Annotated in this window: 11 protein-coding genes; 5 read left to right on the top strand and 6 right to left on the bottom strand. The window is 54.9% G+C overall.

Annotated features, from left to right (window positions below; translation table 11 throughout):
* Positions 1 to 179: 179 nt before the first annotated feature.
* Positions 180 to 1,175 (bottom strand): type I glyceraldehyde-3-phosphate dehydrogenase, encoded by a 996-nt coding sequence (gene gap, locus MT343_RS14425; protein ID WP_145466021.1) that lies wholly within the window; start codon positions 1,173 to 1,175, stop codon positions 180 to 182.
* A gap of 650 nt (positions 1,176 to 1,825) precedes the next feature.
* Between gap and mqo the strand changes: the two genes are divergently transcribed.
* Together mqo and MT343_RS14435 are read left to right on the top strand one after the other, a co-directional pair.
* A complete protein-coding gene (gene mqo / locus MT343_RS14430; RefSeq protein ID WP_145466023.1) occupies positions 1,826 to 3,304 on the top strand; it encodes a malate dehydrogenase (quinone) in 1,479 nt (492 codons plus the stop codon).
* Positions 3,305 to 3,459: 155 nt separating this feature from the next.
* A complete protein-coding gene (locus MT343_RS14435) occupies positions 3,460 to 4,005 on the top strand; it encodes an NADPH-dependent FMN reductase (protein WP_145466025.1) in 546 nt (181 codons plus the stop codon).
* Between the two features lie 124 nt (positions 4,006 to 4,129).
* On the opposite strand, the gene MT343_RS14440 is transcribed toward MT343_RS14435, so the two are convergent.
* Genes MT343_RS14440 through MT343_RS14450 form a run of 3 tightly spaced genes read right to left on the bottom strand, consistent with a single transcriptional unit; the run spans position 4,130 to position 7,519 of the window.
* Complete coding sequence (locus MT343_RS14440; protein WP_145466027.1) at positions 4,130 to 5,431, bottom strand: sodium ion-translocating decarboxylase subunit beta; 1,302 nt, start codon at positions 5,429 to 5,431, stop codon at positions 4,130 to 4,132.
* A gap of 9 nt (positions 5,432 to 5,440) precedes the next feature.
* Entirely contained in the window at positions 5,441 to 7,213 is a 1,773-nt protein-coding gene (gene oadA / locus MT343_RS14445) for a sodium-extruding oxaloacetate decarboxylase subunit alpha (protein WP_145466029.1), read from the bottom strand.
* Between the two features lie 60 nt (positions 7,214 to 7,273).
* Entirely contained in the window at positions 7,274 to 7,519 is a 246-nt protein-coding gene (locus MT343_RS14450) for an OadG family protein (protein WP_145466031.1), read from the bottom strand.
* A 295-nt stretch (positions 7,520 to 7,814) separates the two neighbouring features.
* Here MT343_RS14450 and MT343_RS14455 point away from each other — a divergent pair, with 295 nt between their 5' ends.
* Together MT343_RS14455 and MT343_RS14460 are read left to right on the top strand one after the other, a co-directional pair.
* A complete protein-coding gene (locus tag MT343_RS14455) occupies positions 7,815 to 8,864 on the top strand; it encodes a tRNA dihydrouridine synthase (protein ID WP_145466033.1) in 1,050 nt (349 codons plus the stop codon).
* A 363-nt stretch (positions 8,865 to 9,227) separates the two neighbouring features.
* Positions 9,228 to 9,635: a GFA family protein gene (locus MT343_RS14460; protein ID WP_145466035.1), complete on the top strand. Its 408-nt coding sequence runs from the start codon at positions 9,228 to 9,230 to the stop codon at positions 9,633 to 9,635.
* A gap of 713 nt (positions 9,636 to 10,348) precedes the next feature.
* Here the strand turns inward: MT343_RS14460 and MT343_RS14465 are convergent.
* Positions 10,349 to 11,059 carry a spondin domain-containing protein gene (locus tag MT343_RS14465; RefSeq protein WP_145466036.1) on the bottom strand — a complete coding sequence of 237 codons (711 nt, stop codon included), beginning with the start codon at positions 11,057 to 11,059 and terminating at the stop codon, positions 10,349 to 10,351.
* A gap of 870 nt (positions 11,060 to 11,929) precedes the next feature.
* Positions 11,930 to 12,103, bottom strand: a complete 174-nt coding sequence (locus tag MT343_RS14470; protein ID WP_186435739.1) for a hypothetical protein — start codon at positions 12,101 to 12,103, stop codon at positions 11,930 to 11,932.
* A gap of 102 nt (positions 12,104 to 12,205) precedes the next feature.
* On the opposite strand from MT343_RS14470, the gene MT343_RS14475 reads away from it, so the two are divergent.
* On the top strand, positions 12,206 to 12,421 hold the full coding sequence (locus MT343_RS14475; RefSeq protein WP_145466038.1) for a hypothetical protein: 216 nt from the start codon (positions 12,206 to 12,208) through the stop codon (positions 12,419 to 12,421).
* Positions 12,422 to 12,555 lie beyond the last annotated feature (134 nt).

Raw genomic sequence — 12,555 nt, forward strand, 5'->3', positions numbered from 1 at the left:
CCGATCGGCGGTTTTGCGGTCGCGGGCAAGGGTCATAGCTTCGTCCTGAAATTAGGCTGTTCAGTGTGCCGTTTCTGCAGGCAGGAGGGGTTGCGGCGGGTCAAGATTAAGGCGGGCAAGTTACGCCAGCGGCGATTACGGGCCTGCACAGGCCAGAAACCGCCGCGGCAGCGGATAACTCAGGCGCGGCTCATCGCCAGTGCGGTATCCAGCATACGGTGGGCAAAGCCCCATTCATTGTCGTACCAGGCCATCACATGCAGCAGATGGCCCTGTGCATGGGTATGGTTAGCATCAAAGATGGAAGACGCCGGATTGCCGTTAAAGTCGACCGATACCAGCGCACGGTCGTTATAGTCCAGTACGCTGCTGGCCGCTGCGGCAGCGCGCATCACCGCGTTCACTTCATCGCGCGACGGCGTGTCGTGTACGCGCAGCACCAGATCCACCAGCGACACATTAGCGGTCGGCACGCGCACCGCCATACCGGCAATTTTGCCATCCAGCCCCGGCAGTACCAGACCAATGGCTTTGGCCGCACCGGTACGGGTCGGGATCATCGACAATGCAGCCGCACGCGCACGATACAGATCATCATGCCCCAGATCGAGCAGGTGCTGATCGTTGGTGTAGGCATGGATGGTGGTCATGCTGCCTTCTTCAATGCCGAACTGCTCGTGCAGTACCCGCGCCACCGGCGCCAGGCAGTTGGTGGTGCAGGAAGCGTTGGAGACAATGCGGTCGCTGGCCTGCAGCACGTTATCGTTAACGCCGAACACCACCGTGGCATCGACATCTTCCGCCGGCGCTGAAATCAGCACTTTGCCGGCACCGGCATCCAGATGCGCCATGGATTTCACCGCACTGGTCATACGCCCTGAGCATTCCAGCACGATGTCGATATCCAGCTCGCCCCAGGGCAGCTTCAGCGGTTCGGCTTCGCGCAGCAGAATAATGGCGTCGTCCCCCAGCGCCAGCAGGCCGTCTTCGAGACGGATACCGGCATTAAAATGACCATGCACTGAGTCGAACTCCAGCAGGTGCGCACAGGTTTCGGCATCGCCCAGATCGTTGATCGCCACCACCTGTATCTGCTCGCGGAAACCCGACTGATACAGCGCCCGTAAAACATTGCGGCCAATACGGCCAAACCCGTTAATTGCTATCCGCAGCATAGTGACTCCGCACTGATGTATGTTCTGTCAGTGTAGTTGCTGCGGCGTAAATGCCCGCTTGATCTGGCACAAAAGAACAACCTGTTGCAGGATCAATGGTTTGACCATGCAGGCCGTTTCCGGTATTTTTCGCGGCCTTAAACGTCGCTGTGTTTGTGGTAAGACCGAGGTCTTCCGGAAACTGACATTCCTGCTGAAACACCTTGCCCTATGCGGCAACCAATCTGTTTCAGCCAGTCAGCGGAAGCCGGCCCCGGCACAGCCACTCCTTACCCCGCCATCCGTTGTTCTGCCGCCCGCTTCTCCGGCGGTGACCGTCATACCCAGCTATGGCCGGATTGGTAACTGATTTTGTGCATGACGATGCCTGCTACCAGTGCTCAGCCAGTACGGAAAGTCACGGGATAAACCCGCGCAGCGCTTGAAAGTTAGCGCCCCGGCGACTGGAATATACATTAGTAGTAGCTGTCTCATTAGCGGTTGTAAGCCGTTAGGGCGCTGTGTATAAAGCGTCGATTTATCCTTCCCCGCTGCCCCGGCCACAAGTCCCGGCAGAGTTCAGGCCATAAGGCTATAAGCCGATGCCCATGGGGACGCCAGTTGTCTGGCATGCACGCAGATTTTGATTTTCTGATTTAAAGGCGAAATCCATGACTATACAAAAGGTCGATGTGCTCCTCGTCGGAGGCGGGGTCATGAGTGCTACTCTGGGAACCCTGCTTACCAAGCTGGACCCATCACTCAAAATCACCATGGTCGAACGTCTGGACCATGTGGCTCACGAAAGTACCGACGGCTGGAACAACGCCGGTACCGGTCACGCAGGTTACTGCGAACTCAACTACACCGCCGAAGATGCTCAGGGCAACGTTGCCATTGACCGCGCGCTGGTGATCAACGCCAACTTCGAAGTGTCGCTGCAGCTGTGGGCGCACATGGTGGAAAACGGCGTATTGCCGGAACCTACCCAGTTCATCAACCCGACACCGCATATGAGCTTTGTCTGGGGCGAAGACAACGTTGCTTTCCTGCGTCAGCGTCATGCCAAAATGAGCGCTCACCATCTGTTTAAAGAGATGGAATACAGCGAAGACCCGGCGGTGCTGCGTGAGTGGATGCCACTGGTGATGGACGGACGCGATCCGTCCGAAAAAGTGGCGGCTACCCGTGTGCTGCACGGTGCCGATGTCGACTTCGGCTCACTGACCCGCAATCTGGTAAAACGCCTGCAGGAAAAAGAAAGCTTCACCCTGCTGCTGAACCATGAAGTGGATGATTTTGACCATTCCCACGACGGCAGCTGGTTTGTCCGCATTAATGACCGCAAGAGCGGCAAAGCTTCAACAATTAATGCCAAATTCGTCTTCCTCGGTGCCGGCGGTGGCGCTCTGCCACTGCTGCAGGCTTCCGGTATTGACGAAGCCAACGGCTATGGCGGCTTCCCGGTTTCCGGCCAGTGGCTGGTGTGTAAAGACCCGGCCATCGTCAGCCAACACCACGCCAAAGTGTATGGTAAAGCCGCTATCGGTGCGCCCCCGATGTCGGTTCCGCATCTGGATACCCGCATCATCAATGGCGAGCCTGCCCTGCTGTTCGGACCTTATGCCGGTTTTACCACCAAGTTCCTGAAAGCAGGCTCCAAGCTCGACCTGCTGAAATCGGTCAGCATCAGCAACCTGTTGCCGATGATGTCGGTTGGCATTAACAACATGGATCTGACCAAATACCTGATCAGCGAAGTGATGCAGTCACACGAAGACCGCGTAGCAACCCTGCGTGGTTACTTCCCGAGCTGCAAAGATGAAGACTGGACCCTGGCCGAAGCCGGTCAGCGTGTACAGGTCATCAAGAAAGATGCAGAAGGCCGCGGTAAGCTGGAATTCGGCACCGAACTGGTCGCCGCCAAAGACGGCAGCTTAGCCGCTCTGCTGGGGGCTTCTCCGGGGGCATCGGTATCGGTACAGGCGATGATCGAAGTACTGGAACGCTGCTTTAAAGACAAAATGCAGAGTGAGTGGAAAGCCCGGTTAAAAGAGATTATTCCGTCCTATGGCGAAGATCTGAAAACCAACGAAGGCCTGCTTAACAGCATCCGCGAACATACGCTAAGCACGCTGAAGCTGAAGTAATTTCAGCTTCAGTCAGCAGGAATAAAAAAACGGCGTCTGTGCAAACACAGACGCCGTTTTTTTATGGCTGAATAATGTTAAATCATCAGAATTTAAAGACCTGACTCAGGCATAAGCTCCGATATACTGTCGTCACCAGAACAAGGAGTTATCTGATGCATACTATTCAGCTGCTGGCGCTGTGTGGCAGCCTGCGCCGGCAATCCTATAACCGCGCGGTGATTGAAGCCTTACAACAACTGGCACCGGCGCATATTCAGATTGTTAGCGCCGACATGATGGCTGATTTACCGCTGTTTAATCCCGACCTTGAAGACAGCGGCATTGCAGCTGTGGATGCTTTTAAACAGGCAACGGCACAAGCCGATGGTTTTATTATTGCCAGCCCCGAGTACGCCCACGGCATCAGCGGCGTATTAAAAAACGCACTCGACTGGCTGGTCAGTGGCCCTGAATTTGTCGATATGCCGGTGATGCTGGTGAATACCTCGCCACGCGCTTCCCACGCACAGGCAGCCCTGCGTGAAGTCATTACCACGATGTCAGGTCATCTGGCTGAGGAGGCCTGTTTGGCCGTGCCATTACTGGGCAGCGACCTAGACAGCAGCGGCATTGTTGCCCGGCCGGATCTGGCCGAACGTCTGCACAGTGCACTGCAGGCGTTTTATCTGAGCATTGGCACCCGCACGGCAACGGTATAAATACCCGTTAAACCCGTTCATAAAAAAACAGGCATAAAAAACAGGCATAAAAAAAACGGCATCTGTGTAGCACAGACGCCGTTTTTTATTGGCTGCATATGGCGGGCAAAGCCCGCAATAATGCTTAGCCGAAGTAGGAAATCATCACCCCGGCAGCCACCGCCGAACCGATAACACCAGCCACGTTCGGGCCCATTGCGTGCATCAGCAGGAAGTTCTGCGGGTTGGATTCCAGACCCACTTTATTGGATACGCGGGCGGCCATTGGTACAGCCGATACACCAGCAGAACCAATCAGCGGGTTGATAGGTTCTTTGCTCAGCTTGTTCATCAGTTTGGCCATCAGAACACCGGCTGCAGTACCCACACAGAAAGCCACCAGACCCAGCGCAATAATGGCCAGCGTGCTGCCATTCAGGAAGGCATCGGCACTCATTTTGTAACCAACAGACAGACCGAGGAAGATGGTCACAATGTTGATCAGCGCGTTTTGCGAAGTATCGCTCAGACGCTCAACCACACCGGATTCTTTCATCAGGTTACCGAAGCAGAACATACCCAGCAGCGGTGCTGCAGAAGGCAGCAACAGTGCCACCAGAACCAGTACCGCAATCGGGAAGATAATCTTCTCGGCTTTGCTCACAGTACGCAGCTGGCTCATGGCAATCTTACGCTCGCTCTCTGAGGTCAGCGCCCGCATGATTGGTGGCTGAATCAGCGGCACCAGTGCCATGTAAGAGTACGCCGCAACCGCAATTGCACCCAGCAGTTCAGGCGCCAGCTTGGAAGCAATAAAGATCGAGGTCGGGCCGTCAGCACCACCGATGATGCCAATCGCCGCCGCCTGCTGCATGGTGAAGTCCATCAGGCCGATATCGGTCATCCACACGGCACCGAACAGCGTACCGAAAATACCAAACTGTGCGGCAGCGCCGAGCAGCAGGGTTTTAGGGTTTGCCAGTAACGGACCAAAGTCGGTCATAGCGCCCACACCCATAAAGATCAGCAGCGGTGCAACACCACTGGCAATAGTGACCTTATAGAAGGTGTACAGCATGCCGTGTTCAAAACCGGCCGCCGCGCCCATGCTCAGCGCTTTGTTGTATTCGGCCACACCAGCGTGGTGATAAGCCTCCAGCATCGCGCCGATGTCGGCATTTGCCGCCAGGCCAAACAGCTCGCGGAATTGCGCCAGCAGCGCCGCATCACCACCACGGATAGCGGCTTCGGCTGCAGACCAGCCCATACCCGCACCCGGAATGTTTACCATCAGCGTACCAACGGCAATCGGCAGCAGCAGCAAAGGCTCAAAGCCTTTCTTAATGGCCAGGAATAACATAACGAAGCCAACCAGCATCATAATGATCTGGCCCAGCTCGATATGATAAAGCCCTGTATCGTGCCACAGGTTAATCAGACTATGCATGACAGCTCCTTACCCGATTGTGTACAGAGTGTCGCCCACTTTGACAGCGCTGCCTTCTTTAGCGCTTACGCTGCCAATGGTGCCTGCCTTCGGTGCACGGATTTCGGTTTCCATTTTCATGGCTTCAAGGATGATCACCAGATCACCTTCAGCAACCTGATCACCAGGCTGAACCATCACTTTGAAAATGTTACCCGCCAGTGGAGAACCCACCGGATCACCGCCACCGGCTGCAACCGGAGCAGCACCAGCGGCTGGCGCAGCACCACCCAGTGAAGTTGGTGCGCCGTTAACAGCCGCCAGCTGAGTGACATCGCCGCCCTCATCGACTTTAACAACGTATTCGTTGCCATCGACGGTGATGGTGAAGGTATCTTCAGCGTCGCCTTTCGGAGCCGGTTCAAAGGCATCCGGGTTGCCACGGTTGGCCAGGAACTTAGGCGCAACCTGCGGGAACATGGCGAAGGTCAGGGCGTCGTCGATCTTGTCAGTAGCCAGCTTGAAGCCTTTTTCGGCCGCCAGTTTTTCAACATCAGCAATCACTTTGTCCAGCTCGTTTTCGAGCAGGTCTGCCGGACGGCAGGTAATTACTTCAGCGCCATCCAGAACACGGGCCTGCAGTTCGGCGTTCATTGGCGCAGGGGCTGCACCGTATTCGCCTTTCAGGATGCCCTGGGTTTCTTTCGAGATAGACTTATAACGCTCGCCGCTCAGTACGTTCAGCACCGCCTGGGTACCCACGATCTGAGAGGTAGGAGTAACCAGTGGGATAAAGCCCAGATCTTCACGCACACGCGGGATCTCTTTCAGTACTTCATCAAACTTGTCAGAAGCACCCTGCTCGCGCAGCTGGTTTTCCATGTTGGTCAGCATACCGCCAGGAACCTGAGCCACCAGAATGCGGCTGTCGGTGCCTTTCAGGGCGCCTTCAAACTTGGCGTACTTCTTACGTACGTTACGGAAGTAAGCAGCAATCTCCTCCAGCAGCAGCAGATCCAGACCGGTATCGCGCTCAGTACCTGCCAGTGCAGCAACCACAGACTCAGTGGCGGTGTGGCCGTAAGTCATGGACATAGAAGAAATAGCGGTATCCACACGGTCAATACCGGCTTCTACAGCTTTCAGAATGGTCATATCCGACAGACCAGCGGTCGCGTGAGCGTGCAGCTGAACTTCAAGGTCGGTTTGTGCTTTTAAGCGGGAAACCAGTTCAAAAGCAGCATAAGGGGTCAGCACACCGGCCATATCTTTAATGGCGATAGAGTCTGCGCCCATATCTTCGATCTGCTTGGCCAGGCTTACCCAGGCTTCCAGTGTATGTACCGGACTGGTGGTGTAAGACAGAGTGGCCTGCGCGTGTTTACCCTGTTTTTTAACCGCTTTTAACGCGGTTTCCAGGTTGCGCGGATCGTTCATCGCGTCGAATACGCGGAATACATCAACACCGTTGGTGGCAGCGCGTTCAACAAATTTTTCAACCACGTCATCGGCGTAGTGGCGGTAGCCCAGCAGATTCTGACCACGCAGCAGCATCTGGTGCTTGGTGTTCGGCATGGCTTTTTTGAATTCGCGGATACGGTCCCACGGATCTTCACCGAGGAAACGAATGCAGGAGTCGAACGTAGCGCCGCCCCAGGATTCGAGAGACCAGTAACCAACCTGATCAAGTTTTGCAGCGATTGGCAGCATGTCATCAATGCGCATGCGGGTAGCCAGAATGGACTGATGGGCGTCGCGCAGAACGACGTCGGTAATTCCTAAAGCTTTCTTAGAATCGGACATGGGTGATGGCCTTTTCTTCCGTTAACGTTGTAAACGTTTGGGTTGTTATTATATCGCTCGCTACTTTTGGCGCGCGCGATGCTCTTTTACCGCTGCTGACAGTACTTTCAGCAATTGCGGGTCCACACCCTGAGGCTTGGCGGCACGCACGGGGGCGGCGACAACTTCCTGCTCAGGCGCGAGTTTATTTACCAGCTTGGACATGAATCCGGTTACGAACACCAGCATCGTCAGGAAGACGAATACCACGCCCATACCGAAAATCATCAGCTCCAAACCCTGTGATACGAGACTAGGCTCTGACATCAGGGGCTCCTTTGAATGATTGGTTCTGTGCTCCCCACCCGCCACACGGCTACAAAATCACCTTCCGGGCTGGGCGGCAAAACCGACGTAGATTACTGAAAAGGCTATACCAGCGCAACCAGATCCCCCCCAATCCTGACCCGCGTCAGGTATTGCAGCCCTCCAGACTTAAGCCCAGATCTGGTGCAGCCTGAGCTGACCATCCGGTCAGAAAATGATCTGCCGCAGGGCCCCGCGCTGGAGCTGCCACAGCGCCACCGCTATAATGCCGGCCCGATCACCAAGACCCGCCGCCATGTTTACAGGCCAACTGCCTTTCAGCACCCACGCAGACCGTCCATATATTGCCCTCGCACCGATGGAAGGGCTGATGGATCACCACCTGCGCGACCTGTTAACCCGCGTCGGCGGCATCGACCACTGCGTGACCGAATTTATCCGCGTAACCCAACAGGTGTACCCGGCCAAAGTATTCCGCCGTTATTGCCCGGAACTGCTTAATGGCGGCAAAACTCCCGCCGGCACACCGGTGCATGTGCAGTTATTAGGCTCCGATCCGGAATTAATGGCCGCCAACGCACGCAAAGCCGCCATGCTGGGCGCCCCCGCCATCGACCTGAATTTTGGCTGCCCGGCAAAAACCGTTAATAAAAGCCAGGGCGGCGCCGTACTGCTGCAATACCCGGATTTACTCGCGCGCATTACCAGCGCCGTACGCGCGGCCGTGCCCGCGCATATTCCGGTCAGCGCGAAAATGCGCCTCGGTTTTGCCGATAAAGAACTGGCGCTGGACAACGCCCGTGCGCTGGCCTCCGGCGGCATACAGTGGCTGACCGTTCATGCCCGCACCAAAACCGAAGGCTATAAACCACCGGCCTACTGGGACTGGATTGCACGAATAAAAGAAACAACCGACATCCCAGTGATTGCCAACGGTGAAATCTGGACGCCACAGCAGGCGCGTCAGTGCATGGCCGAAAGCCACTCCGACCTTATTATGATTGGCCGTGGTTTAGTCGCCGTGCCCGATTTAGCGCTGCAGATTAAAGCTGACCATGGCTTACTTAGTCACAACGCCCACCACTGGCAGCAGCATCTGGAGATGATGCAGGCATTAATACCCTGCCTCGCACACCTGCCGGAAAAAGCCCAGACCGACCGCTTAAAACAGTGGCTGCATTATTTCTCACTGCAATCGCTCGAAATCCGCGCCGTGTTTGAACAGGTAAAACGCCAGCGCAGCCTGCAGGACTTTTTCAACAGCCTGGCCGAAACCAGCGCCGACGTTGCCGCTAATCCACCAAATGCCTCCGACTACAAGGCTTACCAGCATCAGGGATTCTGATAGTCTGGTCAGCAGTTAGGGCCTGTCACACTAATTAAATAGGTCCTGCTGAGAGCTAGTTTTTCTCAGAACAAGGAGAGAGGAGTGATATTAGCGGGCTAAATGAATGACGAACGACGAAGTTAATGAGGAAAACTGGCCTCAGCCCGAAGAGTTATGGCTAAAAATCCCTCATCCTGCGTTGCTGTTCGTTCGCTTAACCCGTTACCAATCTGTCTGGAACAGATTGGCGTGCCAACCCGAAGGGGTGAGGCACAGGGATGTGCTGAACATCCCACACTCTCAGCGCCTTGTCTGAGAAATTTTTAGCCAATAACAGGCCTGTTTAATTAGTGTCGACAGGCCCTGGTAAGGAGGATAACCATGACCACATCGTATAAAGGCTCCTGCCTGTGCGGCGCCGTACAATTCACCGTAACCGGCGACTTCCAGAGTTTTTTCCTGTGCCACTGCCAGCACTGCCAGAAAGACACCGGCTCGGCCCATGCCGCCAACCTGTTCTCCACCAGTGCCACCCTGAACTGGGATCGCGGCGCAGAACAGGTAAAGGTGTTTAACCTGCCCAACAGCCGCCATTGCAAAAGTTTTTGCCGCGAATGTGGCTCTGCCCTGCCCACCCAGCAGATGGACGGCCAGTTACTGGTGGTGCCCGCCGGCAGTCTGGATAACAGCCTGAGCATGCGCCCCAATGCGCATTTATTTATGGCGAGTAAGGCCGACTGGGATCACGATTTAGAGGATGTGGCCAAACTGGATGGTTTGCCGGGGTGATGGGCAGCCTTACCGATACGACTGAGTAGGAACGGGCAATGCCCGAGAGGCTGCAGAAACAGCTTTCAGTTGTGAAGCGGCTTTCTGTCGTGGCAGCGACTTTCAGTTGTGGGAGCAGCTTTCAGCCGCGATATTGCTCGTCCTGAGCCGCGAGCCATTCGATAAACTCAAGAGAGTGTGTCGAAAGGCTTATTGCCGCTACGCGGGCTGGCTTTTGTAGTTGAATTAAAGCCAATGCGGGGCGAGCCCCTGCGCCCCATGCAAGGAGAAGTATCTCCTTCCGATTCTCTCTTGCGGCTGTCCGGTGCTGTTCAGCCAACTGCGTGGCCAATCCGGTCCGCACAGCAATGACTTCGGGCGTCCTGCCCTTCGCCCTACGGGCCTGCCTGCGGCTGTTGAAATGGCTCCTGCCATTTAGCTCGCCCGGAGCTTGATACTGTAAAACATTGAGAAGAAAAAGCTCCGGGCCGTACTGTGCTTTCCACCGGATTGCCTGCCTGGTTGACTGGCACCGCACAAATGCCGCGTTCATTCAGACGCAACGCCGGATTTAAAAACAAACTCCGAATGGTAGGAGCGGATCTTATCCGCGACCTGAATCAGCAAGTACGTTTTTATTAAGACGCAAAGCGGTTTTTCAGAATAAATATTTCACTTATGAAAAACCGCTTCCCTTTATGCGTATGTAAATAAATACGGCAACAACGCTGTTATTACTCTCGCTGCAACTGCATGGTCGCGACATATAAACCGCTGCTGCGGTGTACGCCGTTATTAAAATCGGTATCGCTGACATCACTGCTTAACAGACGGATAATGCCATCGCCACCGTCACTGTCGGCACTGGTAAAGGCAACACCAAGATCGGTGCCGGCATCGTACAGCGCCAGATTAAATGTCGCCGACTCAAGCCACTCACCACCCTCACGCAGATTCACATCACGCAGGCCAACAAACCAATCCGGGCTCGGTGCGATCATGCTGATAATCGACAACAGCGGAAATTGCTCGCTGGCACGGAAGCGCAGCACGGTTTCGCCCGGACTGCCCACACCACCACCGGCCAGCAGAATATTCTGCACATAGCCCTGGGTTTTACGCTCCTGTAACTCAGCCCGGAACAGCGAAGTACCACCGGTTTCCGCAACCTGCTCAATGCCTGCGCTTGATTGCTGATCCAGCGGTCGCCAGATCACCGTTTGCTCATTATGAGTGGCGCCGACCAAAGGCGAAAAATGCGGATTGGATGGAAAGCCCTGTGGAAAATCCTCTGCATTCCACAATGTGGTAAAGGTCAGTTTGTACTGCACCTCACCCTGACCCTGCGGGTCATTATCTGAAGAGTCAGAGTCGTTTCCGCCACAGCCCGAGAGAGCCAATGCCAGAAGTGCTGCAGAAAATGAAGTCGTGAGAAAGCGGTTCATAGCGTTATCCTTTTTTTGAGATAACCCGGTAGTCGTGTGGAGGGGAGGTTTCTTACAGAGCACAGCTCGCTACTACAGCTCACTACGACGCTCTGCGTAGTAGCGCCTGCCGCTTTGTTGGTTCAGGAAAGAATTGCGCTCTGAGTTGCAGCCGCTGGGCGGGCTGGCTTTTTGGGCTGCCACCCGGCCCAATGATTTCTTCTGTTCGCGATAAAGCTGGGACCTGTGGGAGCGGCTTTCAGCCGCGATAGCTGGTTTGTTTTGTGGCCGCTGGGCGGGCTGGCTTTTTAGGCTGCCGCCCGGCCCTATGACCTCTTTGAGGGGTCTTACCCCTCACGCCGGTCGGGCAAACTCCCCGCTTCTCGCTGTGCAGGACTTCATCCGCCCTGAATAATCCTGCGGTCGCGGTAGCGCGAATAATGGGCCGTCCATGGCCCTATTCGCTCGCCCGGCATCCATGCCGGGACGTACCGGCGCAGCATTATTCAAACCGGCGTCCTGCAGGCGCACAAACCATCAATCACGCAAGGCCTTATATAAAAGCAAACGCCCAACTGTGGGAGCGGATTTTATCCGCGATACCGTGAACTGCAGACGCAGAAACTCAGACGCAAAGCCGAATATGAAACAAACGCCGAATTGTAGGAGCGGGCCATGCCCGCGAGACTGCAGGAACAGCTATCTGTTGTGGGAGCGGCTTTAAGCCGCGGTAACACCGTGACCACCACCATCATGCGAGGCAATCAACCTAAGCTATCCACAGCCATTTAAAGAGATTTCCGCGTCGCTGCGACTCCTCGCAATACAGCACTTATAAAAACACCGCACTGTAGGAGCGGATCTTATCCGCGACATCAGATGAACATAAATTCAGGCTGAAATGCCGATAGGTAGGCTGGGCACCGCCCACAGACCACCGCTTTCATTATCAGGAAGAGCCAAAGCAATACCTGTCGCCATTTGCCACTTGTAACCAAATTTATCAACAGATTGAACCCAACTCCGAACTTCAGTAATCTCAAACCATCGCAGGGATGCCACCATATCGTACGAACACACCGTCCGGACACACGCCCTCCCCGCTTACAATCCCGAATAAGAAAACCACGCTATTCCTGACCCGCGCTTATAAGGACGGGCGGTAGCGTGTCTGGAATACAAGCAGACCTGAGCGATTTTCACCGCCGAAAAAGCACTGAAAATGAACAGAGAAAACAATGTACAAACAACCAGTATATTTTACTGTTTGTGGAATCTGATGCGCGTTTACGCTCCGGCAACAAAACGCGCATGCGCGGATTGACACCTTCGATCCAGAAAGAGGGCAAGAAAATCAATCACTTAGGATTCTGCGAAAAGTGATAACGCGCAAAATGTAAAGAACGGTTCAGGGTAAACGTGCGCATGCGCGTTTATATTCTGACAAAAAAGAAAATAACGATGACGTTTCCAGCCCGGACAATGGGTTAGGCTGGAAATCTAAATAAGGGCTTAGG

This window comes from Venatorbacter sp. C2-1, from assembly GCF_022832715.1.
Lineage (GTDB): Bacteria > Pseudomonadota > Gammaproteobacteria > Pseudomonadales > Oceanobacteraceae > Venatoribacter > Venatoribacter alkanivorans.

What these genes read in the sequence shown, in the direction of transcription:
- MT343_RS14440 (WP_145466027.1), bottom strand. Translation starts at nt 5,431, where the DNA reads ATGCATAGTCTGATTAACCTGTGGCACGATACAGGGCTTTATCATATC.
- mqo (WP_145466023.1), top strand. Translation starts at nt 1,826, where the DNA reads ATGACTATACAAAAGGTCGATGTGCTCCTCGTCGGAGGCGGGGTCATG.
- MT343_RS14450 (WP_145466031.1), bottom strand. Translation starts at nt 7,519, where the DNA reads ATGTCAGAGCCTAGTCTCGTATCACAGGGTTTGGAGCTGATGATTTTC.
- MT343_RS14465 (WP_145466036.1), bottom strand. Translation starts at nt 11,059, where the DNA reads ATGAACCGCTTTCTCACGACTTCATTTTCTGCAGCACTTCTGGCATTG.
- MT343_RS14460 (WP_145466035.1), top strand. Translation starts at nt 9,228, where the DNA reads ATGACCACATCGTATAAAGGCTCCTGCCTGTGCGGCGCCGTACAATTC.
- MT343_RS14435 (WP_145466025.1), top strand. Translation starts at nt 3,460, where the DNA reads ATGCATACTATTCAGCTGCTGGCGCTGTGTGGCAGCCTGCGCCGGCAA.
- oadA (WP_145466029.1), bottom strand. Translation starts at nt 7,213, where the DNA reads ATGTCCGATTCTAAGAAAGCTTTAGGAATTACCGACGTCGTTCTGCGC.
- MT343_RS14470 (WP_186435739.1), bottom strand. Translation starts at nt 12,103, where the DNA reads ATGGTGGCATCCCTGCGATGGTTTGAGATTACTGAAGTTCGGAGTTGG.
- gap (WP_145466021.1), bottom strand. Translation starts at nt 1,175, where the DNA reads ATGCTGCGGATAGCAATTAACGGGTTTGGCCGTATTGGCCGCAATGTT.
- MT343_RS14455 (WP_145466033.1), top strand. Translation starts at nt 7,815, where the DNA reads ATGTTTACAGGCCAACTGCCTTTCAGCACCCACGCAGACCGTCCATAT.